The 26659-nt window shown below is 68.2% G+C and carries 24 protein-coding genes; 15 read left to right on the forward strand and 9 right to left on the reverse strand.

Features of this window, described 5'->3' with window-relative positions; all coding sequences use genetic code 11:
• Window positions 1-156 precede the first annotated feature (156 nt).
• Window positions 157-2331 carry a TonB-dependent receptor gene (locus WB794_RS09340; RefSeq protein WP_337335586.1) on the forward strand — a complete coding sequence of 725 codons (2175 nt, stop codon included), beginning with the start codon at window positions 157-159 and terminating at the stop codon, window positions 2329-2331.
• Between the two features lie 79 nt (window positions 2332-2410).
• Window positions 2411-3058 carry a hypothetical protein gene (locus tag WB794_RS09345; protein WP_337335587.1) on the forward strand — a complete coding sequence of 216 codons (648 nt, stop codon included), beginning with the start codon at window positions 2411-2413 and terminating at the stop codon, window positions 3056-3058.
• A 21-nt stretch (window positions 3059-3079) separates the two neighbouring features.
• On the opposite strand, the gene miaB is transcribed toward WB794_RS09345, so the two are convergent.
• On the reverse strand, window positions 3080-4417 hold the full coding sequence (gene miaB / locus WB794_RS09350; protein WP_337335588.1) for a tRNA (N6-isopentenyl adenosine(37)-C2)-methylthiotransferase MiaB: 1338 nt from the start codon (window positions 4415-4417) through the stop codon (window positions 3080-3082).
• A gap of 188 nt (window positions 4418-4605) precedes the next feature.
• Here miaB and WB794_RS09355 point away from each other — a divergent pair, with 188 nt between their 5' ends.
• Entirely contained in the window at window positions 4606-5511 is a 906-nt protein-coding gene (locus WB794_RS09355) for a lytic transglycosylase domain-containing protein (RefSeq protein ID WP_415926675.1), read from the forward strand.
• Between the two features lie 15 nt (window positions 5512-5526).
• On the opposite strand, the gene WB794_RS09360 is transcribed toward WB794_RS09355, so the two are convergent.
• The gene (locus tag WB794_RS09360; RefSeq protein WP_337335590.1) at window positions 5527-6729 is read right to left on the reverse strand and encodes a S1C family serine protease; all 1203 of its coding nucleotides are present in this window, start codon (window positions 6727-6729) and stop codon (window positions 5527-5529) included.
• 270 nt (window positions 6730-6999) lie between these two features.
• Between WB794_RS09360 and petA the strand changes: the two genes are divergently transcribed.
• The 5 genes from petA to WB794_RS09385 all read left to right on the forward strand — a co-directional run bounded on the left by petA (window position 7000) and on the right by WB794_RS09385 (window position 10707).
• Window positions 7000-7599, forward strand: coding sequence for a ubiquinol-cytochrome c reductase iron-sulfur subunit (gene petA, locus WB794_RS09365; RefSeq protein ID WP_337335591.1), 600 nt, complete (start codon window positions 7000-7002; stop codon window positions 7597-7599).
• A complete protein-coding gene (locus WB794_RS09370) occupies window positions 7599-8843 on the forward strand; it encodes a cytochrome b (protein ID WP_337335592.1) in 1245 nt (414 codons plus the stop codon). Before petA ends, WB794_RS09370 begins: the two co-directional genes overlap by 1 nt.
• Window positions 8836-9555, forward strand: coding sequence for a cytochrome c1 (locus WB794_RS09375; RefSeq protein ID WP_415926673.1), 720 nt, complete (start codon window positions 8836-8838; stop codon window positions 9553-9555). Before WB794_RS09370 ends, WB794_RS09375 begins: the two co-directional genes overlap by 8 nt.
• A gap of 64 nt (window positions 9556-9619) precedes the next feature.
• Window positions 9620-10261 carry a glutathione S-transferase N-terminal domain-containing protein gene (locus tag WB794_RS09380; RefSeq protein ID WP_337335594.1) on the forward strand — a complete coding sequence of 214 codons (642 nt, stop codon included), beginning with the start codon at window positions 9620-9622 and terminating at the stop codon, window positions 10259-10261.
• A 23-nt stretch (window positions 10262-10284) separates the two neighbouring features.
• Window positions 10285-10707 (forward strand): ClpXP protease specificity-enhancing factor, encoded by a 423-nt coding sequence (locus tag WB794_RS09385; RefSeq protein ID WP_337335612.1) that lies wholly within the window; start codon window positions 10285-10287, stop codon window positions 10705-10707.
• Window positions 10708-10830: 123 nt separating this feature from the next.
• On the opposite strand, the gene WB794_RS09390 is transcribed toward WB794_RS09385, so the two are convergent.
• Entirely contained in the window at window positions 10831-11232 is a 402-nt protein-coding gene (locus WB794_RS09390) for a DUF3301 domain-containing protein (protein WP_337335595.1), read from the reverse strand.
• 345 nt (window positions 11233-11577) lie between these two features.
• Here WB794_RS09390 and WB794_RS09395 point away from each other — a divergent pair, with 345 nt between their 5' ends.
• From WB794_RS09395 to WB794_RS09405, 3 genes are read left to right on the forward strand one after another with little or no spacing between them, the layout of a single operon-like run.
• Window positions 11578-11850, forward strand: coding sequence for a hypothetical protein (locus WB794_RS09395; protein WP_337335596.1), 273 nt, complete (start codon window positions 11578-11580; stop codon window positions 11848-11850).
• Complete coding sequence (locus WB794_RS09400) at window positions 11847-12842, forward strand: c-type cytochrome (RefSeq protein WP_337335597.1); 996 nt, start codon at window positions 11847-11849, stop codon at window positions 12840-12842. The genes WB794_RS09395 and WB794_RS09400 overlap by 4 nt, the downstream gene beginning before the upstream one ends.
• Complete coding sequence (locus tag WB794_RS09405; protein WP_337335598.1) at window positions 12842-14539, forward strand: cbb3-type cytochrome c oxidase subunit I; 1698 nt, start codon at window positions 12842-12844, stop codon at window positions 14537-14539. Before WB794_RS09400 ends, WB794_RS09405 begins: the two co-directional genes overlap by 1 nt.
• Before the next feature lie 139 nt (window positions 14540-14678).
• Here WB794_RS09405 and WB794_RS09410 read toward each other — a convergent pair whose 3' ends face one another.
• Entirely contained in the window at window positions 14679-15635 is a 957-nt protein-coding gene (locus WB794_RS09410; protein WP_337335599.1) for a 5'-nucleotidase, read from the reverse strand.
• Window positions 15616-16386: an NAD kinase gene (locus WB794_RS09415; RefSeq protein ID WP_415926674.1), complete on the reverse strand. Its 771-nt coding sequence runs from the start codon at window positions 16384-16386 to the stop codon at window positions 15616-15618. The genes WB794_RS09410 and WB794_RS09415 overlap by 20 nt, the downstream gene beginning before the upstream one ends.
• A gap of 127 nt (window positions 16387-16513) precedes the next feature.
• Between WB794_RS09415 and WB794_RS09420 the strand changes: the two genes are divergently transcribed.
• The 3 genes from WB794_RS09420 to ruvA all read left to right on the forward strand — a co-directional run bounded on the left by WB794_RS09420 (window position 16514) and on the right by ruvA (window position 18605).
• Entirely contained in the window at window positions 16514-17257 is a 744-nt protein-coding gene (locus WB794_RS09420; RefSeq protein WP_337335600.1) for a YebC/PmpR family DNA-binding transcriptional regulator, read from the forward strand.
• A gap of 12 nt (window positions 17258-17269) precedes the next feature.
• On the forward strand, window positions 17270-17803 hold the full coding sequence (gene ruvC / locus WB794_RS09425) for a crossover junction endodeoxyribonuclease RuvC (RefSeq protein WP_337335614.1): 534 nt from the start codon (window positions 17270-17272) through the stop codon (window positions 17801-17803).
• A gap of 202 nt (window positions 17804-18005) precedes the next feature.
• Window positions 18006-18605: a Holliday junction branch migration protein RuvA gene (gene ruvA, locus WB794_RS09430; RefSeq protein ID WP_337335601.1), complete on the forward strand. Its 600-nt coding sequence runs from the start codon at window positions 18006-18008 to the stop codon at window positions 18603-18605.
• A gap of 30 nt (window positions 18606-18635) precedes the next feature.
• Here the strand turns inward: ruvA and WB794_RS09435 are convergent, their stop codons facing one another.
• Both WB794_RS09435 and WB794_RS09440 read right to left on the reverse strand, forming a co-directional pair.
• On the reverse strand, window positions 18636-22415 hold the full coding sequence (locus tag WB794_RS09435) for a translocation/assembly module TamB domain-containing protein (RefSeq protein WP_337335602.1): 3780 nt from the start codon (window positions 22413-22415) through the stop codon (window positions 18636-18638).
• Window positions 22412-24172: an autotransporter assembly complex protein TamA gene (locus WB794_RS09440; RefSeq protein WP_337335603.1), complete on the reverse strand. Its 1761-nt coding sequence runs from the start codon at window positions 24170-24172 to the stop codon at window positions 22412-22414. The genes WB794_RS09435 and WB794_RS09440 overlap by 4 nt, the downstream gene beginning before the upstream one ends.
• Window positions 24173-24342: 170 nt before the next feature.
• Between WB794_RS09440 and WB794_RS09445 the strand changes: the two genes are divergently transcribed.
• Window positions 24343-25107 (forward strand): hypothetical protein, encoded by a 765-nt coding sequence (locus WB794_RS09445; protein ID WP_337335604.1) that lies wholly within the window; start codon window positions 24343-24345, stop codon window positions 25105-25107.
• A gap of 28 nt (window positions 25108-25135) precedes the next feature.
• Here WB794_RS09445 and WB794_RS09450 read toward each other — a convergent pair whose 3' ends face one another.
• On the reverse strand, window positions 25136-25270 hold the full coding sequence (locus tag WB794_RS09450) for an entericidin A/B family lipoprotein (protein WP_337335605.1): 135 nt from the start codon (window positions 25268-25270) through the stop codon (window positions 25136-25138).
• Window positions 25271-25363: 93 nt separating this feature from the next.
• Complete coding sequence (rocF, locus tag WB794_RS09455; protein WP_337335606.1) at window positions 25364-26284, reverse strand: arginase; 921 nt, start codon at window positions 26282-26284, stop codon at window positions 25364-25366.
• Window positions 26285-26659 lie beyond the last annotated feature (375 nt).

Here is a 26659-nt window from a genome sequence, read left to right on the forward strand (position 1 = left end):
GATTCGCGTTCGGATCAGCCGCCTGCGCCGCGACGGCTCCACGCGATCCGGCAGCGCCTCCGGGCCGTGCGTTTTCCTCGGCCGGAGGCTGTCCGCCTCGAATTCCACCAGCCCTGCCCCGTGTCAACCACGCCGCACCAATCCACGAGACCCTTCATGAAACGACCGTTACCGACCCTGACGGCATTGGCCCTGCTGACTGCCGCCTCCTCTCCCGGCGGCGCGCAGGTCCCCGATGCCTACGACGCTCCCGACGCCGGCGCGCGCGAGCAGGCCACCACGCTCGACACGCTCACCGTGATGGGTACCCGCACCGAGGTGTCGGTGCAGGACAACCCGGTGTCGGTGTCGGTCGTGGACCGCTACGCCACCGAGCATCAGGCCACGGACAGCATCGCCGAGCTTTTGCGCGACCTGCCGGGCGTTTCGATCGTGGACGCGACGATGCCGGGCATGAAGCGCATCCGCATGCGGGGCGAGTCCTCGCGCCGGGTCACGGTGCTGGTGGACGGGCAGGAGATCACCGATCACAGCACCTACGGCACGCCGATTCCGATCGATCCCTCGAACGTGGAGCGGATCGAGGTGCTGCGCGGCTCGGCCTCGGTCCTGTACGGCGGCAAGGCGATCGGCGGGGTGATCAACATCATCACCCGACGCGGCGCGCCGGTGCCCTTCGAGCTGGAAGCCGGCGGCAGCCTCTACACCGGTTCCGATGGCTGGCAGGGCTGGCTCGCACCCTCGGGGACGCTGGGCGATTTCGACTACCGCCTCGCCGTGAGCATGGACCGTCACCACGACCGCGAGGTGCCAAGTAGCCGCTACAGCAGCACCGGCACGCTCGACAACACCTCGTTCCACAACGGCGACGTGGCCCTGCACCTGGGCCGCCGCTTCGGCGAGCGCGGCAATCACTACCTCGCGCTCAAGGCCAACCGCCACTGGCTCGACACCGAGGCCTGGAGCGACCCCAGTTCCTACGAATACCCGGTGACCAGTTTCGGCATCGAAATGCCCCGACGCGACATGGACAAGGTCGGGCTGCAGTACGACGCCAGCGACCTCGGCCCGGTGCTGCGCAAGCTCCACGTCGATGCCTACCACCAGAACGTCGCGCGCCTGTTCGGCAACCGCGTCACCATGCAGCCCACGCCGATGGTCAACGTCGGCATCACCTCCACCTCGGACGACGACAACCTCAACTACGGCGGCACCGCGCAGTTCGACCTGCAGCTCGGTCCTTCGCACTACGTCATCGCCGGCGTTCATTACCTGATGGACGATCTGGACACCGACAAGTCCACCGTCACGCGCAGCGCGATCGGGCCGCGCCCGCCGACCGTCCAGACCGAGTGGCGGCGCGACCGCGCCTCGCTCAGGACGGTGTCGGCGTTCATGCAGGACGAGTGGTCGATCGCCCCGACCGTCAAGCTGACCGGCGGCGCGCGCTGGTACCACGTCACCAGCGCCCTGGATGAAAGCTCCGAGGCCATTCGTCCGGACCAGCGTTCGCGCACCACCGCCGACTGGGTGACCTCGCTGGGGTCGACCTGGGCAGTGGCTGAGGGAACCACGCTGCGGGCGCTGTATTCGGAGGGCTACATCATGCCCACCCTGCTGCAGCTTTTTTCCGACAATTCCGCCGGACGCGGGACGCTGACCTACGCCAATCCCGAGCTCGCGCCGGAAACCTCGCGCAATATCGAGCTGGGTGCGCGCTACCACCGCGATCGCCTGCAGCTGGATCTTGCGATCTACCACACCCGCGCCAGGGATTTCATCACCAGCCAGGAGTGCGGTGCCGGCAGCAGCGCGCCGTGTCTGGACCACGCGATCCCCGGCAGCTTCATCTACGTCAATGCCGATCGCGCCACCTCGCGCGGGATCGAACTGATGGCCGAGTACGCGCTGCAGGACAGCGCCTTCACCGTCTACGGCTCGGCGGCCTGGGCCCAGCGCCGGCTGGAGCTGGCGCTGCTGGCGCAGGACATCGCCGATTCCAGCCTGCCGCGCCTGACCGGCCGCGTGGGCCTGCGCTATGACGATATCTTCAGCCGCCACGACGCCTGGGCCGACCTGTTCGTGCGCGCCGCCACCCATTCCCGGCAGATCCTGGTGGCCGACGGCGCCCACACCCACGCCCAGCACGGCCAGTACTTCCCCGGCTGGGGCACGCTCAATCTCTCGACCGGAATCGCGCTGGGCGCCGAGCGCCGGCAGAAGCTGGGCCTGCACCTGGAAAACCTCTTCGACCGCAGCTACCGCACCTCGGTGGACGAGCTGCCGGCGATGGGGCGCAGTGCGGTGATGAGCTTCCAGCTGGCGTTCTGATCGCAGGCTGTGGCAGATTCCGGTGGCGGCCCGCGCACCGCCATCGGACCGGCGCGGGCGTCCCAGGGGAGAAAGCCGCGTGCCGACCGCCGCCGAACTCAAGTGCCGCCTGCAGGCGCACTGCGACAGCGATCCGCCCGAACCGTGGCGGGTGCGGCTGCACCGCGCCCTGAGCTGGCTGGCGCGCGCCGAGCGGGAAACCGGGGATCCGGACGCGCGCTTCGTGTTCCTCTGGATTGCGCTGAACGCGGCCTATGCCAGCGACCTGGCGCGCGAGGAGGGCGAGCGCGTGCGCTTCCAGCGCTTCGTCGGCGGGCTGGTGGCGCTGGACGCCGGCGGTGCGCTGCACGATGCCCTGTTCCACCAGTTCAGCGGGCCGATCCGCGTGCTGATCGAAAACCGGTTCGTGTTCGAGCCGTTCTGGACGGCGCTGCGCACCCATGATTCCAGCGGGCAGTGGGAAACCTCGTTCGCCAACGCGCGCAGGCGCGCGACCGCCGCGATCGTCGACCGCGACACCGCCACCGTGCTGTCGATCGTGTTCGACCGGCTCTACGTGCTGCGCAACCAGATCGTGCACGGCGGTGCCACCTGGAACAGCCGGGTCAACCGTGCGCAGCTGCGCGATGCCGTGGCGATCCTCGGCGTGCTGGTGCCGGCCGTGCTGGGGATCATGCTGGCCCATCCGCACCACGACCACGGCGAGGTGCTGTACCCGGTGGTGTGAAGGGTGCGGCGGCGGGTCGCCTCAGCCGGCGATGCGGCCGCGCAGGGTGTTGGTGCGGGTGCCGGTGATGGCCACATCGATGAACTGGCCGATCAGCCGGGCGTGCTGATCGCGCGCCGCGGGGAAGTTCACGTAGCGCATGTTTTCGGTGCGGCCGGTGAGCTCGTCGGGATTCTTGCGGCTCGGGCCTTCCACCAGCACGGTCTGCACGCTGCCGACCATGGCCTCGGCGATGCGCCGGGCGTTGCCGTCGATCGCGGCCTGCAGCCGCGCCAGGCGCTGCTTCTTCACCTCGGCCGGCGTGTCGTCGGGCAGGCTCGATGCCGGCGTGCCGGGACGCTGGGAATAGATGAAGCTGAAGCTGGCGTCGAAGCCGATGTCGTCCACCAGCTTCAGGGTCTTCTCGAAGTCCGCGTCGGTCTCGCCGGGGAAGCCGACGATGAAGTCGGTGGCGACGCAGATGTCCGGGCGCACTTCGCGCAGCTTGCGGATGCGCTGCCTGTATTCGAGCGCGGTGTAGCCGCGCTTCATCGCCGAGAGTACGCGGTCGGAACCGGCCTGCACCGGCAGGTGCAGGTAGTTGGCCAGCTGCGGCACGTCGCGGTAGGCCTCAATCAGCGAGTCGGAGAACTCGTTGGGGTGCGAGGTGGTGAAGCGGATGCGGCCGATGCCCTCGATCTGGGCGATGGCGCGGATCAGGAAGCCGAGGTCGGCGATGGTGCCGTCGTGCATCGGTCCACGCCAGGCGTTGACGTTCTGGCCCAGCAGGTTCACCTCGCGCACGCCCTGCGCGGCCAGCTGCGCCACTTCCACGATCACATCGTCGAAGGGCCGGCTGATCTCCTCGCCGCGGGTGTAGGGCACCACGCAGTAGCTGCAGTACTTGGAGCAGCCCTCCATGATCGAGACGAAGGCGGTGGGGCCTTCGGCGCGCGGTTCGGGCAGGCGGTCGAACTTCTCGATCTCCGGGAAGCTGATGTCGACCTGCGGCTTCCCGCTCTCGCGCCGCGCCTCGATCATCTGCGGCAGCCGGTGCAGGGTCTGCGGGCCGAACACCAAGTCCACGTGAGGGGCGCGCTTGAGGATCGCATCGCCTTCTTGCGAAGCCACGCAGCCGGCGACGCCGATGATGACGCTGCCGTTTGCGGCCTTGAGTTCCTTCCAGCGCCCGAGCTGGCTGAACACCTTTTCCTGCGCCTTTTCGCGGATCGCGCAGGTGTTGACCAGGATCACGTCGGCTTCGGCCTCGACCTCGGTGGGCGACAGGCCGTACTCGGCGCGCAGCACGTCGGCCATCTTGGCCGAGTCGTACTCGTTCATCTGGCACCCGTAGGTCTTGATGTAGAACTTGCCGGACATGATCGATCAGGCGGTGCGAGCCGCCCCGAAGGTGTGGGAACCGCGCATTGTACGCGCTGCCGCGCCGACCGACAGACGCCGCAGGGCGCATTCCGCTTGGCTTTTGGCCGCCGATGGTGAAGACTGCGCCCGTGAAACCCCGCCTGCACCCGCGCCGGACCCCGTGGCTCATCGTGCTTTGCTGCGTGATGGCGGGGTTCATTGCACCCGCGACGCAGGCCGGTTCGCTGTACCGCTGCAAGGGCAAGAACGGCGTCACCGCCTACACCAGCAGCACCGCCGGCTACCGCGGATGCAGCCTGATCGGGCATTTCCCGTCTGAAAAGCGCGTCGCGCCAGCGGCTCCCGCGGCGCAAGCGCCTGCGCAGGGTGCGGTGCCGGTCGCCGCGGCGGTCGAGTTCCGCACCGCGCCCGGCGAGGCCGAACCCAAGGCCGTGCCCACCGGCGACGCCAAGCCCCGGGTCTCGCGCGGTGCGGTCTACCGCTTCACCCGCGATGGCGTCACCCACTACACCAACCGTGCGCCGGCGGGCGGCGGTGCCAAGGTGCTGTTCACCTATATCGAGACCTGCTTCGCCTGCAGCCTCTCGCCGGGCCTGGATTTCAACAGCGTCGGCTTGAATCTGACCGCCTACGCCAGCGAAATCGCCGCCGCGGCGGCGCGCAACGGCGTCGAGGAAGCGCTGGTGCGGGCGGTCATCCACGCCGAGTCGGCCTTCAATCCCAATGCGGTGTCGCGCGCCGGTGCCCAGGGGCTGATGCAGCTCATGCCGGCCACCGCGACGCGCTTTGGCGTCACCGAGCCCTTCACCCCGCAGCAGAACATCGACGGCGGGGTGCAGTATCTGGCCTGGCTCAGCCAGCGCTTCGGCGGCGACATCAGGCGCGTGGCGGCTGGCTACAACGCCGGCGAAGGCGCGGTGGATCGCTACGACGGCGTGCCGCCGTATCAGGAAACGATCGTCTACGTCGAGCGCGTGGGCATCCTGCTGGAGCGCTATCGCAAGGAGCTGGCCGGCGCGGTGCCGGCCGCCGGCCCGGCCGCGGCGGTCGCCGCAGGTGCGGCCTCGGCCGCCAGCGCAGTCGGGGGCTGAGCCTGTCTCGTCCGCTCAGCCCGGGCGCGGTGCCGGGCGCTGGATCAGGGCAAGGCGGATATCGAACGGAACGCCCGCGCGCAGGCCGGTGAGACTGACCTCGGTGCCGGGCGCGATCGCGGCCTCGCGGGCGCGAAGGTCGAACTGGTCGATGATGGCGCTGCCGTCCAGGGTCAGCAGCACATCGCCCGGGCGCAGTCCCGCCAAGGCCGCGGGTGCATTGCCGTAGAGCGCGGTCAGCACCACGCCGCCATGGTCGCTGGCGGAGGGCAGGGCACCGGCAGCGCGCGGTGCGTCGGTGTACTCGGCCCCCAGCCAGCCGCGCACCACCAGGCCGTGCGTCTCGATCTGCGCCAGCACTTCGCGGGCCGTCGCCGCCGGGATCGCAAAGCCGATTCCCTCGGCATCCATGCTCATGCGGCCGAGGACGAAGGTATTGATTCCTATCAGGTTTCCGCGTGCATCCACGAGTGCGCCACCGGAGTTGCCGGCGTTGATCGCCGCATCGGTCTGGATGAAGTCCACCGCGGGGAAGCCCTGCGCATTCTCCGGCCCGCCCAGCAGCGCCTGGCTGCGTGCCAGCCCCGACACGATGCCCTGGGTCACCGTCTGGCTCAGGCCGAACGGGTTGCCGATCGCCAGCACCACGTCGCCGACGCGAAGCGGGGTCTCGTATTCCAGCGACAGGGCCGGCAGGTTGCTGCCGTCGATCTTCAGCACCGCCAGATCGGTTTCGCGGTCGCTGCCCACGACGGTCGCGGCGGTGACGCGGCCATCCCACAGCACGATCTGGATGTCGCTGGCACCGGCCACGACGTGGTGATTGGTCAGGATGGTGCCGTCCGGAGAGACCAGCACTCCGGAACCCTGGGCGCGCTGCAGGCGCTGGCGCGGCAGCCCCAGCGTGATGCCGGAAAAGCGCTGCACGGTGGGGTTGGGAATCAGGATCGGGCGTTCGGTGACGACTTTGTTCACGTAGACGCTCACCACCGAAGGGGCCGCATGTTGCACGGCGTCGGCGTATGACGTTGCTCCCGCCGGGGGCGGTGGGGATGGCGCGGGATCCGCGGGGCGGTCTGCCGATGACGTCGTCAGGCCCAGAGCGGTGCGCAGCCGCGACCCGGCGTCAGGAGCCACCAGCCCGATCACGAAGGCGATCGCCAGGCCGGCGATGGCGCACTGCAGCAGGAATCGGAACAGTGACAGGTGGGGGCGCATGGTTCGGACAGTGGAGGAGGTGGGGCGAATTGTCGCACGGCGGCTGCGGCATCATGCCGGCAAGACGCCGGTTTTTTTCACTCAAGTGACTGAGTTTCCGGATTTTGTGTGCGTGCAATCCGCCGCGGGCCAGCGTCTCCCGGCCGGTTGGACTCGATTCACAAGCTCGTAGCGTTCCGTTAGACTAAACGGGTTTGCGACGCCTGCCGGCGATTCAGCCAGGCCGTTCGTCGCGCCGTCATCTTTTTCAGCATGACAGTGGAGAGCCGAATGGCTGACCAAGGCGTCAACACCGGCCGCCGCCGATTCCTCACCGCCACGACCGCCGTGGTGGGAGGGGCCGGCGCTGCGATTGCCGCAATTCCCTTCCTCAAATCATTGAAGCCCAGCGCACGGGCCGAAGTGGCCGGCGCGCCGGTGACCGAGGATGTGAGCAAGCTCGAGCCCGGCGGGCGCATCATGGTGCAGTGGCGCGGCCAGCCGGTCTGGATCATCCGCCGCACCCCCGAGATGCTGGCCACGCTGTCCGGCCTCGACGACCGCTTGCGCGACCCCAACTCCGACAATATCGAGCAGCAGCCCGAGTACGCGCGCAACGAATACCGCTCGGTCAAGCCCGAGCTGCTGGTGCTCGTGGGCACCTGCACGCACCTGGGCTGCTCGCCGACGTACCGGCCCGAGATGGTGCCCGAGCCGTTCGATTCGGAGTGGAAGGGCGGCTTCTACTGCCCCTGCCACAACTCCCGCTTCGACCTGGCCGGCCGCGTCTACCAGGGCGTGCCGGCACCGACCAACCTGGTCGTGCCGCCCTACCGGTTCCTCGACGAGAACCGCATCCAGATCGGCGTGAATCCCGAGGGGGCCGCGTGATGAGCAACGTCATCGAGAAGACCACCCGCAGCGTCGTCGACTGGTTCAATGCGCGCACGCCGGGCCTGATGCCCGCGTACCGCAAGCACATGAGCGAGTACTACGCGCCGAAGAACTTCAACTTCTGGTACTACTTCGGCTCGCTCGCCATGCTGGTGCTGGTCAACCAGATCGTCACCGGCATCTGGCTGACGATGAACTACAAGCCCAGCGCGGCCGAGGCCTTCGCCAGCGTCGAATACATCATGCGCGACGTGGAGTGGGGCTGGCTGATCCGTTACATGCACAGCACCGGTGCCTCGATGTTCTTCATCGTGGTCTACCTGCACATGTTCCGCGGCCTGATCTACGGCAGCTACCAGAAGCCGCGCGAACTGGTCTGGCTGCTGGGCATGTGCATCTTCCTGGCGCTGATGGCCGAGGCCTTCTTCGGCTACGTGCTGCCGTGGGGCCAGATGAGCTACTGGGGCGCGCAGGTGATCATCAACCTGTTCGGCGCGGTGCCCATCGTCGGCCCCGAGCTGACCGAGTGGATCCGAGGTGACTACCTCATCTCCGATGCCACCCTCAACCGCTTCTTCGCCCTGCACGTGGTGGCGCTGCCGCTGGTGATCCTGCTGCTGGTCGTCCTGCACCTGGGCGCGCTGCACGAGGTCGGTTCCAACAACCCGGAAGGCGTCGACATCAAGAAGGTGAAGGACGACAAGGGTGTGCCGCTGGACGGCATCCCGTTCCATCCGTACTACACGGTCAAGGACATCTTCGGCGTCGGGTTCTTCCTGATCATCTGCGCCTTCATCCTGTTCTTCGAGCCGACCATGGGCGGCCTCTTCCTGGAATATGACAACTTCCTCGAAGCCGATCCGATGGTGACCCCCGCGCACATCAAGCCGGTGTGGTACTTCACGCCGTTTTACGCGATGTTGCGCGCGATTCCCGACAAGTTCTTCGGCGTGGCGACGATGGGTGGCGCGGTCATCATCCTGTTCTTCCTGCCGTGGCTGGACCGCAGCCCGGTGCGCTCGATCCGCTACCGCGGGCTTTTGACCAAGGTCATGATCGCGCTTTTCGTGGTCTCGTTCGTGGTGCTGGGCTGGCTGGGCATGCAATCGGGCAGCACGGTGCAGTCGTGGGTGGCGCGCGCGCTCACCTTCTACTACTTCGCCTTCTTCATCACCATGCCGATCTGGACGCGCATCGACGCGACCAAGCCGGTTCCGCAACGGGTGCCCGAGCATGACTAAGCGATTGATGGCTTTTTTGCTGGCCTTTGTGCCGGCGTTGGCATTCGGTGCCACGGGTGCCGTGCTGGAATCGAGCCAGATCAACGTCAACGACGTTGCCTCGATGCAGCGCGGCGCGTCCCTCTACATGAACTACTGCGCGGGTTGCCACTCGCTCGGCTTCCAGCGCTATTCGCGCATGGCTGCGGACCTCGGCCTGACCGAGGAAGAGGTCGCGCAGAACCTGATGTTCACGGACGCCAAGTTCGGTGAGCCGATCACGGCCGCGATGACGGTGGCCGAAGGCACAAAGTGGTTCGGCAAGGCACCGCCGGATCTGTCCCTGGTGGCGCGCAACAAGCCCGGCGGGCCGGACTGGACCTACACCTACCTCAAGTCGTTCTACGCCGACGACACGCGCCCCTCGGGCTGGAACAACACGGTGCTGGCCGGCTCGAGCATGCCGCATGTGCTGTGGGACCTGCAGGGCACCCAGCGTCCGGTGCTTGATTCCACAGGCAACGTCGAGCGCTTCGAACTGGCCACGCCGGGCAAGCAGAGTCCGGCCGAGTACGACCAGACCGTGCGCGACCTGACCAATTTCCTCAACTACGTCGGCGAGCCTTCGGCGGCCAAGCGGCGTTCGACCGGCGTGGGCGTACTGGCCTTCCTTGCAGTGTTCACGTTCCTGGCGTGGCTGCTGAAGAAGGAATACTGGAAGGACGTGCACTGAGGGTTCCTGCCGCCGGCCGGATGGCTGGCGGCACACTGGCTCATCCTGGAGCGGGAGGTAGGCAATGGTGGTAGCGGCAAATCCCCGATTGCGGAATGCCCTGACGCTGTTTTCCGCGCGCGACTGTGTGGTCTGCCACCGGGTTCGCCTGGTGCTTGCGGCGAAGGGCGTCACCTACGAGATGGTACCGGTGGATCCCAACCATCCGCCGGAAGACCTGATCGACCTCAACCCGTTCCACTCGGTCCCGACCCTGGTCGATAGGGATCTGGTGCTGTATGCCGCCTCAGTGGTGTCCGAGTACCTGGACGAGCGTTATCCGCATCCGCCGCTGATGCCGATCGACCCGCTGTCGCGCGCGCGCCTGCGCCTGGCGATGCTGCGCATCGAGCACGAGTGGGTGCCGCAGATCCAGGCGATCCAGCATGGTGCCAAGGCACAGATCGACAGCGGCCGCAAGCGCCTCAAGGAACTCCTGCTGGCATCGCTGCCGCTGTTCAAGGCCTCGCGCTTTTTCCTCAATCAGGAAATGAGCCTGGCCGATTGCGCCATGGCCCCGATCATCTGGCGCCTGCCTGCGCTGGGCATCTCCCTGCCCAAGGACGCGCATCCGATCGAGGACTACGGCCAGCGCATCTTCCGCAGCCCCGGGTTTGCCCGCAGCCTCACGCCCGAAGAGCGCCTCCTGGCCGAGCTTCCAGCGTGACCGACGCCGCTGCCCCGGTGCCGATGACGTCCAATCGCCCCTATCTGATCCGGGCGATGTACGAGTGGATCGGCGACAACGGAATGACGCCGTACCTGCTGGTGGACGCCGGCGTGGCCGGCGTGCGCGTGCCGCCGGGCGTGGCGCGCGATGGCAAGGTCGTGCTGAACGTGGCGGCGCGTGCGGTGTCCCAGCTTGATCTCGGCAACCAGTCGATCCACTTCCTCGCGCGCTTCGGCGGCGTCAGCCAGAGCGTCGAGGTTCCGGTGGCCGCGGTCCAGGCGATTTACGCGCAGGAGACCGGGCAGGGAATGATGATGGCACCCGAGCCTCAGGATGCGGACGCTGTCCGCGATGGCGATCCGTTCGGCGATGTCGTGCCACCCCCGGACCCCGCCCCCGGCGGTGCCCCCAGGCGCGGTTCGCACCTGCGCGTGGTCAAGTAGCCGACCCGAGTGCCGGCGGGCGATTCGGCGCGGTTTCGGTTGCCGCGCACTGCACTTTTCGAAGAACGTTCGCGACAGTTGCGCAGGTGCCGGGATTGGCCTGACCGGGTGCGGGGCCTCGCATCAGCTGTCGCTGCCGGGCCTGGTGCCGCCCCCAAGCCGAAGACTCACCTGCCAGCCAGCCCCCGGCCCGCCTTCGGGCGTCGCCAGCGGCTCGGGCTGCGGCAGGGGCGGCATGCGCAGCCACTGCAGATCGGCCCCTAGCAGTTCGAGATAACCGCGCTGGCGATCATGACCGCTGGCGGAAAACTCGAAGCGGTAGCGCCGCAGCGGCCGGATCCATCCGTCAGGCGCGCGCTTGAGGCGCAGGCGTTCCAGTACGACGGTGTGATCGAGCCATTGGACCCCGCTTTCACTGCAGGCCCGCTGGCCGTAGTGCGCGGCCACTTCGGCGGCGCCGCGCGCGCTGACCCATGCGAGGGCAACGGTGCCGAAGATGGCAAGGGCAATGATGGCCGATAGCATGGGCACGGTCGCACGATGGGGTGTCCGGAGGATGGGGGCGCGGGATGCCGGATGCAAGGACCCTGGCCGCGACATTCGCCGGCTCGCTGCGCCGGGCGTGGCGTTCGTGCAGGAGCAGGCGAACGTGCCCGCGAGGTTCGCCCGGAGCGGTCGGAACGTCCGGCAATTTCCGGCCTGGAAACGCCGCTTTGCACGCGCCACATGCCGGTGCGCCGGAGGGGCTTGACCTATGTCAATGCCGCACCGTGGAGCCAACGCGTACAGTTTCCAGGTGTCATGCGGGCCGTGGTGCGTTCGGGACAGTCCCTGCATCGCGGCGTCAACCTTCCTGCGGGGGAAACCACGATGCAGCGATTCTTCGATCTGGTGATTTCGGTGCTGGGCACCGTGGCAGCGATGCTGCTGTCATGGCCGTACTGGCGTGATTATGAATACTGGGCAGAGTCCCAGACGGCGTGGATGGTCTACTTCGCCGGCGGCTTCCTGCTGTCGGTCTATGTGTTCTATGCGTTCATCGGCAGCACCCGGATCCTGTTCGGCCACGCCGCCGACGAGGCGCGCCAGGCCAAGGCTGCCGAAGGCGAGTGCTGCAAGAAGGCTGAAGGAGATCGGGCATGACCTGCACATCGGGTGATCGCAGTTGCGAAACCCCGCGGCGACGCGGGGCACTGATCGTCCTCGCGCTGATGGCGGCGATCTTCTTCTTCCTGTCGTGGGCGTCCTTCGTCGACGAGCGTGGACAGGCCGTGCCGGATGATTTCAGCTACAAGGGTTTCTCGGCCGATGAAGGCAAGCGTGTGTTCCAGGCGTACAACTGCATGGGCTGCCACACCATCGTGGGCAACGGTGCCTATTTCGGTCCGGACCTGACGAACATCTATCAGGACACCGGCCCGGCTTGGCTCGAGGCCTTCATCCCGTCGGCGGCGAGCTGGCCCACGGGCGGTGCCGTCCGCACGCACCTGATCACCCCCGAGCAGCAGCAGGAGGCCGGAGCGACGACGCTGGAGGAGTACGTGGCGAAGTACGCCGGTGTCGCCGATCGCATCGAGCGCCGCGGCGGCACGCCCTCGCACATGCCCAACCTGCCGTTCCGGGAAGGTGAAGTCGCCAAGCTGATCGCGTTCTTCCGCTACACCTCGGCAATGAACACCGAGGGTTGGCCGCCCAAGGTGGAAACCGGAACCCTGGAGCAGCGCCTGCGGCTCATCAAGCCTGCGGCTGCGGCACCGGCACCGGCACCGGCCGCCGCCGCGGCACCTGCCGCAGCGGCGAATGCGCCCGAGGCGGCCCCGGCAGTCGATCCGGCACAGGAGGGGGCGGCGCTGGTGGCCAACTATGGCTGCACCGCCTGCCACGCCGCCGACCAGACGCGCATGATCGGCCCGGGCTGGGGCGGGCTCTACAACAGCCTGGTGACGCTGGCTGACGGCACGACCGTGACGGCGGATCAGGCCTATCTCACCACGTCGATCCGCGAGCCCGATGCCCAGATCGCCGAGGGCTTTCCCGCCGGCGTCATGCCGGCGTATTCCAGCATCCTGAGTGATGCGGAAGTCGATGCGATGGTGGCCTACCTCGTGTCGCTCAACAACGGGGAGAAGCACTAATGCGCATCACCTATGAAACACAGAAGCTGAGCATGCGCTTCTTCATGCTGATGCTCGTGCTGTTCGGGATGCAGGTCATCTATGGAATGATCCTGGCCGCACAGCAGGCCGATCCGGCCCTGCTCGCGGGCGTGATCAACTTCAACGTGGCGCGTGCCAGCCACCTGAGCCTGGGCATCCTCTGGATCGTGTGCGGATTCATCGGGTCGGCGCTGTTCGTCACGCCGCTCCTGGCCAAGCGCGATATCGTGGCACCGTGGCTCGTGCACCTGCTCTTTTACGCGGTCATCATCATCGTCGTCTGGAACCTGTACACCCAGTTCTTCGCGCAGACTGGCGTCGCCGGCTGGGCCGCGGGGCAGCCGTGGCTGCAGAACGGCCTGGAATACATCGAGATGGGCCGCGCCGCCGCCGTTGGCGTCCTGGTCGGGTTCCTGATCCTCGCCTTCGTGGTGCTCAAGACCTTCCCGCCGATGCGGCAGTGGAACGAGATCCACTGGGGCCTTGGCCTGGGCGTCTCGATGCTGGTGGTGGTGTGGATATTCGGCATGTTCTACGTGCCGCGCATCGATGTGCAGGAGTATTTCCGCTGGTACGTGGTCCACTACTGGGTCGAAGGCGTGTGGGAAGTGATCCACATCACCCTCGTGGGTGCATTCCTGGTGCTGATGTTCAAGGCCAACGTGCGCTCGATCGGCTTTGCGGTGTTCTGGGGCGTGTCCTTCGTGTGGCTGTCGGGCCTGATTGGCAACGCGCACCACTACTTCTGGATCGGTACGCCGGAGTTCTGGCAGTTCTGGGGTTCGCTGTTCAGCGCGCTCGAACCGCTGCCGCTGATCTTCTGTTTCTGGCACATCTACCTGGATGCACACGCCAACGACCGTCCGCTGGTCAACGCCCCGGCCTTCTACTTCCTGCTGGGTTCGGCCACGCTCGAGTTGGTGGGCGCCGGCATCCTCGGCTTCGTGATGACCTTCGCCCTGACCAACGTCTGGTCGCACGGCACCTGGGTCACCGCGGGTCACGGCCACCTGGCGCTGTTCGGCACCTTCGGCATGCTCGGCATCGGCTCGGCCTACTGGGCGATCCCGGCAGTGCGCAAGTTCGCCCACTTCGACCAGAAGCTGGGCAAGCTGGGCTTCTGGCTGCTGTTCACCGGTATCCTCGGGGTCGCGCTGAGCTTTGCCTGGGGTGGAACCATCCAGATTTACGTCTATCGCATCCTTGGCCTTGACTGGTTCGGTGGCGACGTGTTCCCGGCAATGAACATCTACAAGGTGCTGTTGCCGACCTTCGGATTCCTGTTCATGGTCGGCGCGCTGGTGGTGATCTATGACCTGATCACGCTGGGGCGGCGTGCTGGCGACGAGAACTTCACCGCGGCCGACGTCGTGGCGGAACCGGCGGCACCGGCGACCGGCTGGAGCCGTCCGCTGACCGGGTTCGAGGCCGGCATCTGGATGCTGTTCATGTGGATATTCGGCCTGCTGGTCACGTTCGGCCTGCTGAGCTTCAACCTGGATCGGGTGCGCGTCGCGGGTGATCCCATGCTGCCCTACCTGCTCTCGGGGATTGGTAATCTGGGCCTCCTGCTGGTGACGTTCGGTTTCGTGTGGCGCTTCACCGCCTCGCTGACCTCGCGCATCCGCAGGGCGCACTCGCACCCGCTGCCGGAGCCGGATCTGTCGGCAACCTGAGTGCCTTGCATGCCGCCGGCTCCCGCAGCGCGGGAGCCGGCGGAGTCGCAAAAAAGCCGCGCCCCTTCCAGGGCGCGGCTTTTTTGCGTGGGCGTGGCTCTCGGAGCCGGCGCGGCGGCCGCCGCGCGTTCCGTCTCGTTCAGCGCGGGTTGGAAACCCCGTGCGGAACGTGGCCTGTGGCGACATGGCGCGCGGCGTTCTCGATGTTGTGCCGCGAGTCGTCGAAGAAGATGTCGGCCCCGAAGGCTTCCAGGAACGGCCCCTTGTCGCGCCCGCCCAGGAACAGCGCCTCGTCCAGGCGCACGCCCCAGTGGCGCAGGGTCAGGATGACGCGCTTGTGCGCCGGTGCCGAACGCGCCGTCACCAGCGCGGTGCGCAACGGCCCTTCCTCCGGCGGAAACGCCTCCTGGATCTGGTGCAGCGCGTGCAGGAAACCGCGGAACGGGCCGGCCGAAAGCGGCGTCTGGGCCAGTTCGCGCTCGTTGCGGGCAAACGCCTCCAGGCCGTCTTCCTGCGAAATGCGCTCGGATTCGTCGCCGAAGATCACCGCATCGCCGTCGAAGGCTACCCGCAGCTGGGCATTGATCGGAGGCGTCGTGCGCGCCGGCAGGATGGTCGCCGCCGCCACGCCGTTGTCGAGCGAGCCACGTACCGATTCAGGATTGGCCGACAGGAACAGGTGCGCGCCGAATGGTCGGATGTAGGGCCAGACCGGCGCGCCGCTGGTGAAGGCGGCGCGCACGATGCCCAGCTCGTAGCGTTCGATCGAATTGAAGATGCGCAGGCCGGTGTCGGAGGAATTGCGCGACAGCAGGATGACCTCGATGCGCGGTACGCCGGGCCGCTGCAGCGCATCGAGCGCGAGCAGCTTCTTGACCAGAGGAAAGGCCATGCCCGGTTCCAGCGGCAGATCCTCGCGGCTGCGCTGGAAGTTGGCGTAGGCGTCCACGCCCTCGCTCTCGAACACCGCGTGGCTGTCTTCCAGGTCGAACAGCGCGCGCGCCGACAGCGCCACCACCAGGCGTTCTTGGTCAGGTGCCGCGGCGCGCTGTGGATTGATCTGGATGATCGCCGGATCAGACGGTGAACTGCTCATCGAGGATGCGCTCTTCCATGTTGTGCTCGGGATCGAACAGCAGGGTCACGGTGCGTCCGGCCGACTCGCGGATGGTCACTTCGGCGATGTCGCGCACTTCGAAGGAATCGGCGGTGGCGCTGACCGGGCGCTTCCAGGCATCGAGGATCTCGAAGCGCACCTCGGTGTCGTTGCGCAGGATCGCCCCGCGCCAGCGGCGCGGGCGGAACGGGCTGATCGGCGTCATCGCCAGCACCGCGCTGCCCAGCGGCAGGATCGGACCGTGTGCCGAAAGGTTGTAGGCGGTGCTTCCCGCCGGCGTGGACACCAGCACACCGTCGCAGACCAGTTCGTCCAGGCGCGCGGTGCCGTTGAGATAGACGCGGATCTTGGCTGCCTGTTTGGTCTGGCGCAGCAGCGAGACCTCGTTGAAGGCCAGCGCGCCGACGCGCCCGCCGGCATCGGTGATGGCGGTCATTTCCAGCGGTTTGAACGTGGTGGCCTCGGCCGCGGCGAGGCGTTCGGGCAGCTCCTCGATCCTGAGCTGGTTGAGCAGGAACCCGACCGAGCCGGCGCGCATCCCGTAGATCGGCTTGTTCAGATCCATGTGCCGGTGCAGGGTCTGCAGCATGAAGCCGTCGCCACCCAGCGGCACGATCACGTCGGCGTCCTGCGGCACCACGTTGCCATAGCGCGCTTCGAGCGCGGCCAGGATCGGCTGCACCTCGGGGGTACGGCTGGCAAGGAAGGCGATGCGCTGCAGGCTGTCCACGACGGACTCCACCGGAACCGAAGGCTGCACTTTACCCCGAATGGCGCAAACGGCAGCGCACTGCCGGAAACCGGCGGCCGGCATAGTAGAATCACCGTCCGATTCCACACGTTGCAGACGGTTCCACATGGCAGGACACAGCAAGTGGGCGAACATCCAGCACCGCAAGAACGCGCAGGACGCCAAGCGCGGCAAGATGTTCACCAAGATCATCCGCGAGATCACCGTCGCCGCACGCACCGGCGGCGGCGATCCGGCATCCAACCCGCGCCTGCGGCTGGCCATCGACAAGGGCCTGGCCGCGAACATGAACAAGGACAACATCGAGCGCGCCATCAAGAAGGCCACCGGCGAACTTGAGGGCGTGACCTACGAGGAAATCCGCTACGAGGGCTACGCGCCCGGCGGCGTGGCGGTGATCGTGGACACGATGACCGACAACCGCCAGCGCACCGTGGCAGAAGTGCGCCACGCCTTCGGCAAGTTCGGTGGCAACCTTGGCACCGATGGCTCGGTCGGCTTCATGTTCAAGCGCCTCGGCGTGGCCTCGTTCGCGCCCGGTGCGGATGAGGACAGGGTGACCGAGATCGCCATCGATGCCGGTGCCGACGACGTGGTGACCTATCCCGAGGACGGCTCGATCGACGTGCTCGCCGCGCCCGAGAACTTCGACGCGGTGCTGGCCGCCTTCGAGGCCGCCGGCCTGAAGCCCGATGAAAGCGAAGTGACCCTGCGGGCCGACAACGACATCGCGGTCACAGGCGAGACTGCGACCTCGGTGGCCAAGATGCTCGACTGGCTGGAGGACCTGGACGACGTGCAGAACGTCTATTCCAACGCCGACCTTCCGCCCGACGCCTTCGACTACTGACCGGGCATGGGGATGCCGGCCGCGGCGCGCATACTCGGCATTGATCCCGGCTCCCAGCGCACCGGCGTGGGCATCATCGATGTCGATGCGGCGGGCCGGATCAGCCACGTGCACCACGTCGCGATCAACCTCCTGGCGGCCGAAACCTTCCCGCTGCGCCTGCGCCTCCTGCTCGACGGGCTGTGGGAACTCATCGCGTGTTTTTCCCCGAGCGAAGTTTCGGTCGAACAGGTCTTCCTGTCGAACAACGCGATGAGCGCGCTCAAGCTCGGGCAGGCGCGCGGGGCGGCGATAGCCGCCTGTGTCGCACGCGACCTGCCGGTGAGCGAGTACGCCGCCAAGGAGATCAAGCTCGGCCTGGTGGGCAGCGGCAGCGCCGACAAGACCCAGGTCCAGCACATGGTGGGCGTGATGCTCGGCCTTTCCGGCAGGCTTCAGCCCGATGCCGCCGATGCCCTCGCCGTGGCCATCACCCACGCCCACGTTCGCGCCAGCGCCGCCCGCCTGGGCGTCGCCGCGCGCGTGGCCTGGGGCAGGAAGAGGTGAGGGTGGGGATTCGTGATTCGGGATTGGGGATTCGAAGCGCCGCGCCGATCGGAGCGGGAACGACGGGAAGCGAGGATGATCGAATGGAGCGGATGCCGATGAAGGGCGCAGTGCGAGATCGCAGGAGGGTGATACCGGGGCGGGGCGTTTCTTGCCAATCCCCACTCTCCAATCCCCAATCCCGCACCCGCAGGGTGCACCCGTGATCGGCCGCCTCCGGGGCACGCTGGTCCACAAGCAGCCGCCGTGGCTGATCGTGGACGTGCAGGGCGTGGGCTACGAGCTGGAAGCGCCGATGAGCACGATCTACGACCTGCCCGAGCTGGGCAGCGAGGTGACGCTGTTCGTGCACCACGCCCAGAAGGAGGACAGCGTGGCGCTGTACGGCTTCCTGCGCGAAGCCGAGCGTCGCCTGTTCCGCGACGTGCAGAAGGTCACCGGCATCGGCGCGAAGATCGCGCTGGCGATCCTCTCGGGCAGCAGCGTGGAGGATTTCGTGGCGCGCGTGGACGGTGGCGATACCGCGGCGCTCTCGCGCATCCCCGGCATCGGCAAGAAGACCGCCGAGCGCATCGTGCTGGAGCTGCGCGACAAGCTTGGCGGAGTTGGTGCGGGCAGCGCCGCGGTGCCATCCGCGCGCGGTGTGCCCGCTCCCGCCGACCCGCAGTCCGAAGCCGTCATCGCCCTGCAGCAGCTGGGCTTCAAGCCGGTCGAGGCGGCGCGGCTGGTGAAGGGCGCGTTCGAGCAAGGCGACGGTGCCGAGGCCATCATCCGCAAGGCGCTGAAGGCCGCCTTGAAGTAGGGCGAAGTCGCCTCCCGCGAGGCGCGGTTTTCAGCGCTCATGCCGGTAATTGAGCGCGGCGCGATTTTCGGTGCCCGAGTCGATCTGGATGTTCCACAGGCGGCTGAGCAGGTACTTGAACGTGATCACCTGCCCTGGCCCGAACAGGGCGACGCCGTAGCTGACGTGGAGCCGCGGCGAGAGCTTCTTGCCGACGGTCAGTGCCGCGCCGCCCAGAGCGCGATTGTCGGCCACTTCGATTTCGTCCACGCCCAGCTGCGCGCCCAGGTTCTTGGCCAGCAGGTTGCCGCCGAACGCAGCCGCGGCCTGGGTAAGCCGGGTTCCGTCGGCCTGTGAGGCCGAGCGCAGCGGGCGGCCGAGGATGAGATAGGAAAGCTGCTCGGCCTGGTCCATGGCCGGATCGGACCAGAGCGTCAGCTCCGGCACCAGCGCCGTGCCGCGCACCTGCACGCCGACCGTGATCGCGTCGATCTTGCGCTGTGCGCGCACGTCCAGCGTCGGGGTGTCGATCGGCGTGGCGGTCCAGGCCACGCGGCCGCGCGTGATGGAAAGATCCTGCCCATAAGCCTTGTAGGCACCGCCCACGTCGATCGATCCGCGCGCCGTGGTGGGCCTGCCCGGGCGTTCGTTCACGCGCAGCTGCCCGGCGAGGGTGCCGTTGAGGCCGAAGCCTTTCATGCGCACGTCCTCGCCCAGGGACACGCTGATGTCGGCATCCACCGCCACCGCACCGCCGCTGCCGGCGGCCTCGTCCACGATCACCACGTCGCGCGAGGGTGCCTGCGTGCTTTCCAGCCGCTCCAGATCGATCCGCGCGAACGGCACCTCCACCGAACCGCGCAGCGTGAGGCGGCCGTCGGCGAGCGCCACGCGCAGGTCTGGCGAAGCGCGCACGTGCGCTTCGGGTGTCGACATCACGCTGAGGTTTTCCCCACGCAGGGTGGCCGATGCGGTGGGCTGAGCGGCATCATTCAGCGCGATTTCACCGGCCAGCGCCAACACGCCTTCGCCCATGCCCAGCGTCCCTTCCAGGACCACGCCGCGGTCCGCTCCGGATCGGGCGTGCAGCGCGCCCTCGTGCACGGTGATGCCAAGGGCCGGGAGCTGCGCGCTGAAGCCCGCGAGGTCGAGCCTGCCGTCGAACTGCGGCGCGGCGCGGGTGCCCGCGAGCGCGAGATGGCCTGCGATCCGACCCTGTGCGGCGGCGACCTGATCGCTGAATCCCGCCACGGCAGCGATATCGGACAGCAGCAGGTCCAGCGTGCCCGACAGCTCGCCATCGGCGGCAGCAGGCGAGGCCAGCCGTGCGTTTGCGCGCAGATGGCCGTCACGGCCCGGCGACGCCACCAGGCTTGCCTGCGCCTGGACGGGGTCGAGCGTTGCCGCCAAGCGGATATCGGCGAGTTCGAAAGGCGTCGAACCCGTGTCGATGACGGGTGTGACCACGAGTGACGGGATGCTCGCATCGAGCTGCGCGCGCAGTTCGCCCGCAGGACTGCGCGCGAACTGTGCGTTGGCGTCGAGTTGGCCCGCCAGCGTGATCCCGGTGCCTTCGCTTCCGCCCAGCCAGGGCGTGAGCTGGGACAGATCGAACTGGGCCAGCGCCAGGTCGCCCTCGGTGATGCCGGCGTGGCTGCTGGCGCGCAGGCACAGGGACGCCGGCGCGGCATCGAGACACGCGGGTTCGAGCGTGAGCTCACCCGATGCCGGCGCAAGCGAGACGGCTGCCGGTTCGCGCAGGTGCCAGGGCGCGTGGTCGCGCGGCTCCAGCGCCAGCGCCTGAAGCGTTCCTCGCCACAGATCGCCCTGCGCCGAAAGTCCACCGTCCAGCGCAAGGCCAGCGCGCCCGGACAGGCCGTCGAGCGCAAGCGTTGCGTGGTGCCGCGCGCGATCGCCTTCAGCCGACAGCGAGAGCAGGTCGAACGCCTGTCCGCCCAGCCTGAGGTCGCGCGCTTCAAGGCTGAGGGTGCCCGCGGACGTGCGTCCCGCGACGGCGGCGCGCAGGGCGAGGCTGGCGGCGGCCTGTTCGCCCAGGGCAAGGTTGCGCCCGTCGATGCGGGCGGAAATTTCTGGCGCGTCGCGCCGGCCACGCAGCGCGACGCTGCCGCGCAGTTCGCCTTCGGCGGCGTCCAGCCAGTCGGAGAGCTGCAGCGGTGAGAGATCCAGCGAGGCCTCGATGCGTTCGCCCCAGGTGCCTTCACCCGCCAGCCGCGAGTCGCCCAGGCGAAGATCCAGGCGGCCCGAGCCGCTGCCGTCACCGTCGATGCGGGCGCTGACGTCTCCGCGCACGGGCAGGCCGCGCAGGCTGCCGCGGATCGGGCCGGCCTCCACCTGCCCGCGTGCGGCACCATCGACGATGCCGCCCGACGCGCTGATCTTCGCGCTGATCGCGCCGGGCAGGCCCGGGACGATCCACGACGGGTCGAAATCGGACAGGGCCAGCTCCAGCGCGCCGTCGACTTGCGGGTCCCAGGCGATCCGGCCGTGCGCGTCCAGCCGCCCGGACGGCAGCGCCACCTGCATGGCCTCGATCGCCAGCGCCTGCATCGATCCGCGTCCGGCGAGATCCAGCGCGGCCTTTTCGCCATTGCGGCGGATATCCCCGGCCAGGCTCAGGGCATAGTCGTCGAGCGGGCCGTCGATGCGCGCCTCGCCGCCGCTTTGCAGCGGATCGCCGGCGGCCGGCAGCACCAGGTCGGCCCAGCGGGCGACCAGCGCCAGCTGCGGTTGCGCCTGCGAGCCGTCCACCGTGCCTTCCAGCGCCAGGCTGCCGCCGAGGGCACCCAGCGCGAGCGGCGCGAGGGCCAGCGCGTGCTGGTCGTAACCAAGCTGCGAGGGCCGCAGTTCGAGATCGAGGCCGCCCTGGCGCAGCGTTCCTTCGAGCGCGGCCCGTGTGAGGTCGCCGTGTGCCTCCAGCGACAGCGCGACGGGCTCGCCCTCCGCCCCGAACCATGAGGGACGCAGCTGCGGCGCATCCACACCGAGGTCCCAGCGCGGGTCGGCGAGCCCGCCTCGAATGTGCAGAGTGATGTGATTGGCGGGTTCCGTGGCGGTCTGCACGCTCAGCGAAAGTGCGCCGGGATCGCCGCGCAGCGCGGCGTCCACGGTGACCGGATTCGACGGCGACAGGGCGATGTCTGCGCGCGCATCGAGCGTGCCGTCCCAACCGTGCGCAGTGTCAAAGCGCGCATCGAGCCGCAGGCTGACGGGCGCGCCCTCCAGCCGCAGGTTCTGGACCGTGACGATGCCATCGGCCAGGGCGGCGCGGGTGGAAAGCGCGTGCGCGGTGAACAGCGTGGCACCGTCGCGCTGCAGCGACAGCGACGCGATTTCCAGCGCCTCGATGCGAATGGCCGGCGACAGCGAGAGTGCCGGCAGTTCGCCCGGCAGCATGATGCGCTCGGGCCACGGCGCGGGTGTCGATTGCGCGGGCGGAAGCTCGATGCGTCCGTCGGTGAGCTTCATGTGGCGCACGCGCAGCGTGCCGGAAAGGAGTGCGAGTCCGTCGATGTCGAGTTCCAGCGCCTTCAGCTCCGCGGTCACGCCGTCTGCCGCATAGCGGATCCCGTGCAGCCGCAGGCCGCCGCTGAGGCTGCCTTCGGCCTGGCTCCATTCCAGCGCGCCCGGGGCGAGCGCGTCGCGCAGCTGCTCCAGCACCAGGTCGCGCCCGGCGCCGGTCTTGAGCAGGGCCAGTGCCAGCAAGATGCCCAGCAGCGCCAGCGCCAGAAGCGATGCGACCAGCCAGCGCCAGCGCCGCCGTGCTGCGGGCGGTGCCGGCGGACTCACGTTGGCCGCGGTCGCGTCGCTCACAGGTCCGGCCCGATGTTGATGTGCAGTTCGAAGCCGGCGTTGTCGTCGAATCCTTTTGCGATATCGACGCGCACCATGCCCACGGGTGAGCGCCAGCGCAGGCCCAGGCCGGCACCCACCGAGGCACCCTCGTTGATCTCGTTGAAGGCGTTGCCGGCATCGACGAATGCCGCCGCACCCCAGGTCGGCGTGAACATGCGTTCGTACTCGGCGCTCCCGATCAGGAGGTTCTTGCCGCCGGTGGGAACGTCGTCGAGCCGGGGGCCGACGTGCTGATAGCGGTAGCCGCGAATGCTGCGGTCGCCGCCGGCGAAGAAGCGCAGCGAGGGCGGCAGCGCCTGCAGCTGGTCGGTGAAGGTGCGCCCGAGCTGGCCACGGAAAAGGAACCGGTTGTCCTGCCCCAGACTGCGGATCAGTTTGGCGTCGAACAGAAACTGGCCAAAACTCACATCCGAACCCAGCGCCGATGCGCCGACCTTGAACTCTCCGCGCAGCGAGAAGCCGCGCGAGGGGTACATGGGGTGGTCCGCGATGATTCGCTGCGCCGAGGCGGCCGGATAGATGAGCCGTGTTTCTCCGACCTGGGCGGTGCCGCTGCGTCGCGCCTGGCGGTCGCCGATTTCGAAGTCCTCGAGCCGCGCATGCGCCGCCACGGCGAGGTTCCAGCCGCGCCAGCGGCCGCTGCGTGAGGCCACCAGCTCGGTGATGCGGGTGGTCATTACGGTGCTTTCCTCTTCGCGCCGGTTGGCACCGAAGGCGTACCAGCCCTCGGCCCAGGCGAACGCCGGGATGCGGTACTCGGCCCCGAGGCTCTTGCGCCGCTGCGCCCAGTCCAGGTGGGCGGCGAACTTGTGGCCGCGGTCGTTGACCCAGCGGCGTTCCAGCCCGAACTGCGCGCCCGCGCCCGAGTCGGTACCCATGCTCAGACCGGCGGTATAGACGCTGCGCTTGCCCGGTGCCACCGATACCGCGATCGGAACCTCATCGCCCTGCGCCTGCTCGGTGTCGGGGCGCACGTCGATGTAGCCGAAGTAGTCCAGTTCGGTCAGGCGCTGGTGCAACTGCAGCAGCGAATCCTGCTCGTAGGGTTCGCCCTGGCGGTAGGGCACGGTCTTTTCCAGCAGGGAGCGGCGGATGTGCGAGCCTTCGATCTGCGTTTCGCCGAAGTGGTAGCGGATGCCGCTGTTCCAGGCCAGATCGATGCGGGCGGCATTCCGGGTGCGCGTCACTTCCACCGCGTGGCGCTCCATCTCCGCGTCGAAGTAGCCGCGCGCCAGAAGCGCGCGCTGGATTGCGAGCTTGCCGCGCTCGTAGGCGGCGTGGTCCAGCAGCGCGCCGGTGTGCAGCGGGAAGGTGGCCAGCGACGCGCGTATCGACTCGTCCCTCAGGGCTTCACCCTCGAGGTGCAGCGCGAGCGCATCCACGCGCACCGGTTCACCCGGTTTCACGGTGATGGTCACGTTCGCCGTTCCGCCCTTGCGCTCGACCGCGATGTCGGCACCGGCGGCATAGAAGCCATAGGGCTGCAGCGCCGTGGAGACTTCATCGGGAACCCGGCGCAGGAGGTAGGCCAGGCGCGGTTCTTCCAGCGCGGCGCGGCCGGCGTCGTCCAGTCGCAGGAGCGACAGCGACTTGCGCACGTTGTCCAGCGCCTCGCCTTCGATGCCGGTCACGCGCACCGCCCCAAGCACCTGCGCGCCGGCTGCGACGGGCAGGAGGAGGGTGATCAGCAGCGTGGTGGTTGCACTCGTGCGCACGATGGATCTTGCGGCGGGCCCGGAGCCGGCAAGCATACCCGTGCCCAACCGTCGCCCGCCGCCCCGAAGTATGAATCGGCGCTGGCCATGCGGACCGTCGTCGCGACCGACTCAACCCCGGCGGATCGGGTGCGGCGTTACAGCCGCCACCCAACCCGGAGATCGCCGTCATGTCGAGAAGCATCCTGCTTGCCCTGTGTGTCCTGATCCCCTGCCTGTCGCTGCCGGCGGCCCGTGCGCATGGCGCGTTGGTCGAGATGTCCGTGATCGATCGCGACAGCGGCGCAGTGTTGATCCAGTATCCGGCGCGCGGGGAGCGCTGGATCGAAGGCATTCCCGGCCAGCGCTATGCCATCCGGCTGCAGAACCGGACCAGTGAGCGGGTGCTGGTGGTGCTGAGCGTGGACGGCGTCAACGCCGTCAGCGGGCAGACCGCCGATCCGGGCCAGGCGGGCTACGTGCTCGATCCCTGGCAGAGCACCGAGGTGGCGGGTTGGCGCAAGAGTCTTTCCGACGTGGCGGCGTTCGAATTCGCACCGCTGCCCGACAGCTACGCCGCGCGCACCGGGCGACCGGACAATGTCGGCGTCATCGGGATCGCCGTGTTCCGCGAAAAGCGCGTGCGCCCGATGCCCAAATCCAAGGTATCCGCGCGCCAGGCGCAGGAGTCCACGGCGGATGCCGCAGCGGAGCGTAGCGTGGCCGCTGTGCCGCCCATGGCACCCGGCCCCTCGCTCGGGACCGGCCACGGTGCGCGCGAGTATTCCCCGGTGCGCCAGACGCGCTTCGAGCGGGCCGGTTCGCGCCCGAACGAGACGGTCGCGCTACGCTACGACCGGCGCGAGAACCTCATTGCGATGGGGATTCTGCCCGCGCCCGGTGCGTGGGCACGCCATCCCGATCCGTTCCCGGGCGGCTTTGTACCTGATCCGTGATTCCTCGCCGCCGCGTCACCGCGCAGGATCAGCGCTTGGCGGCGTCCTCGATTTTCTCGCCGGCTTTCTGGATGTCCTTGCCGGCACCTTCGATGGTGTTGCAGCCGCCCAGCACTACGGCGGCCGCGATGGCGAGAAGGAGGAGGCGGAGGTTTCGTGTCATCGTCGGCAATGTCCTGAGTGTGCCGGGGCTGAAGTGTAACCAGGCTCGCCCCGGCATGCGCAAGTGCCCATGCCGCCGCGGTGCGCGTTGCGTTCATCGCATCAGGGTGGATTTCCCGAACAGGCTTTCCACCAGGTCCACCGCGAGCTGCGCGGTTTTGTTGTGCAGGTCGAAGGCCGGGTTGAGTTCGACGATGTCGAGCGAGCCCAGCCGGCCGGAGTCGGCGATCATTTCCATCACCAGCTGCGCCTCGCGGTAGTTGGGCCCACCCGACACCGTGGTGCCGACGCCCGGCGCGATGGCGGGATCGAGGAAATCCACATCGAAGCTGACGTGCAGGTGGGTGTCCTCGTCCACGCCGTAAAGCGCCTGCGTCATCACCTGGCGGATGCCGATTTCGTCGATGTAGCGCATGTCGTAGATGTCCAGACCCACCTCGCGCACCAGGCGGCGTTCTCCCTCGTCCACCGAACGCACGCCGATCTGGCGGATCTGGTCGGGAAGGAGCATCGGAGCCTCCCCCGAGAGGTGGGTGAGCGCCCGCGGCCCGATGCCGAACAGGCAGGCGACCGGCATCCCGTGGACATTGCCGCTGGGCGTCAGCTCGCTGGTGTTGAAGTCGGCGTGGGCATCGAGCCACAGCACGCGCAAGGTGCGGCCGTTCTGGCGGCAATGCCGTGCGACCGCGGTGATCGAGCCAAGGCCGAGGCTGTGGTCGCCGCCCAGCAAAATCGGCAGGCGATCCGACGCCAGCGCCGCACCTACCGCATCCATCGTTGCGCGGTTCCAGGCCACGACTTCGTCCAGGTGGCGGTACCCGTCCACTGGCGGAAGCCAGGGATTGAGCGGGCCACCGATGTTCCCGGTATCAAAAACATCCAGTCCGCGCGCGCGCAGCGCCTGCACGATGCCGGCCACGCGCAGGGCCTCGGGGCCCATCGACGCGCCACGGTGCCCGGCACCGATGTCGGTGGGCGCACCGATCAGCGCGACCCTGGTTTCGCGCGCGCTCATCGCGCCACCTGTGGTGCGGCCCGATGCGGGCGCGTCCGCTCGACGCGGCGTGCGGGCTGGATGCGTAATGCCATGGGGGAGACCTCGGAATGCCGATGAAGCGGACAGCATAGCGATGGCGGCCGCACGGACCAATCGGTGCGTGACGGTCAGGCGAGGGCGGCGCATGGTCGTAGATCGCTCTGACCGGCCAGCGCGCCGCGACGATGCGCGTGGGTGCGGCAGCCTAGGGTGTTGACAACCATGCGACATGGTGTAGGATGGCGGGCTCGCTTGGACGTTTTGCCCGCTCTGTGGAGCAGCGAAACGGACGCGCCGGGGGTCGGAGCGCAGGTGTTGACGGTTCCGGAAACTGGTGTAAGATGAGCGGCTCCC

Source organism: Denitratimonas tolerans (assembly GCF_037203605.1).
Classification (GTDB): domain Bacteria; phylum Pseudomonadota; class Gammaproteobacteria; order Xanthomonadales; family Xanthomonadaceae; genus Denitratimonas; species Denitratimonas tolerans.

Bases quoted from the DNA above. Each gene is read 5' to 3' on its own strand.
- WB794_RS09340 (WP_337335586.1), top strand. From the start codon at position 157: ATGAAACGACCGTTACCGACCCTGACGGCATTGGCCCTGCTGACTGCC.
- miaB (WP_337335588.1), bottom strand. From the start codon at position 4,417: ATGTCCGGCAAGTTCTACATCAAGACCTACGGGTGCCAGATGAACGAG.
- WB794_RS09355 (WP_415926675.1), top strand. From the start codon at position 4,606: ATGGCGGGGTTCATTGCACCCGCGACGCAGGCCGGTTCGCTGTACCGC.
- WB794_RS09360 (WP_337335590.1), bottom strand. From the start codon at position 6,729: ATGCGCCCCCACCTGTCACTGTTCCGATTCCTGCTGCAGTGCGCCATC.
- petA (WP_337335591.1), top strand. From the start codon at position 7,000: ATGGCTGACCAAGGCGTCAACACCGGCCGCCGCCGATTCCTCACCGCC.
- WB794_RS09370 (WP_337335592.1), top strand. From the start codon at position 7,599: ATGAGCAACGTCATCGAGAAGACCACCCGCAGCGTCGTCGACTGGTTC.
- WB794_RS09375 (WP_415926673.1), top strand. From the start codon at position 8,836: ATGACTAAGCGATTGATGGCTTTTTTGCTGGCCTTTGTGCCGGCGTTG.
- WB794_RS09380 (WP_337335594.1), top strand. From the start codon at position 9,620: ATGGTGGTAGCGGCAAATCCCCGATTGCGGAATGCCCTGACGCTGTTT.
- WB794_RS09385 (WP_337335612.1), top strand. From the start codon at position 10,285: ATGACGTCCAATCGCCCCTATCTGATCCGGGCGATGTACGAGTGGATC.
- WB794_RS09390 (WP_337335595.1), bottom strand. From the start codon at position 11,232: ATGCTATCGGCCATCATTGCCCTTGCCATCTTCGGCACCGTTGCCCTC.
- WB794_RS09395 (WP_337335596.1), top strand. From the start codon at position 11,578: ATGCAGCGATTCTTCGATCTGGTGATTTCGGTGCTGGGCACCGTGGCA.
- WB794_RS09400 (WP_337335597.1), top strand. From the start codon at position 11,847: ATGACCTGCACATCGGGTGATCGCAGTTGCGAAACCCCGCGGCGACGC.
- WB794_RS09405 (WP_337335598.1), top strand. From the start codon at position 12,842: ATGCGCATCACCTATGAAACACAGAAGCTGAGCATGCGCTTCTTCATG.
- WB794_RS09410 (WP_337335599.1), bottom strand. From the start codon at position 15,635: ATGAGCAGTTCACCGTCTGATCCGGCGATCATCCAGATCAATCCACAG.
- WB794_RS09420 (WP_337335600.1), top strand. From the start codon at position 16,514: ATGGCAGGACACAGCAAGTGGGCGAACATCCAGCACCGCAAGAACGCG.
- ruvC (WP_337335614.1), top strand. From the start codon at position 17,270: ATGCCGGCCGCGGCGCGCATACTCGGCATTGATCCCGGCTCCCAGCGC.
- WB794_RS09445 (WP_337335604.1), top strand. From the start codon at position 24,343: ATGTCGAGAAGCATCCTGCTTGCCCTGTGTGTCCTGATCCCCTGCCTG.
- WB794_RS09450 (WP_337335605.1), bottom strand. From the start codon at position 25,270: ATGACACGAAACCTCCGCCTCCTCCTTCTCGCCATCGCGGCCGCCGTA.
- rocF (WP_337335606.1), bottom strand. From the start codon at position 26,284: ATGAGCGCGCGCGAAACCAGGGTCGCGCTGATCGGTGCGCCCACCGAC.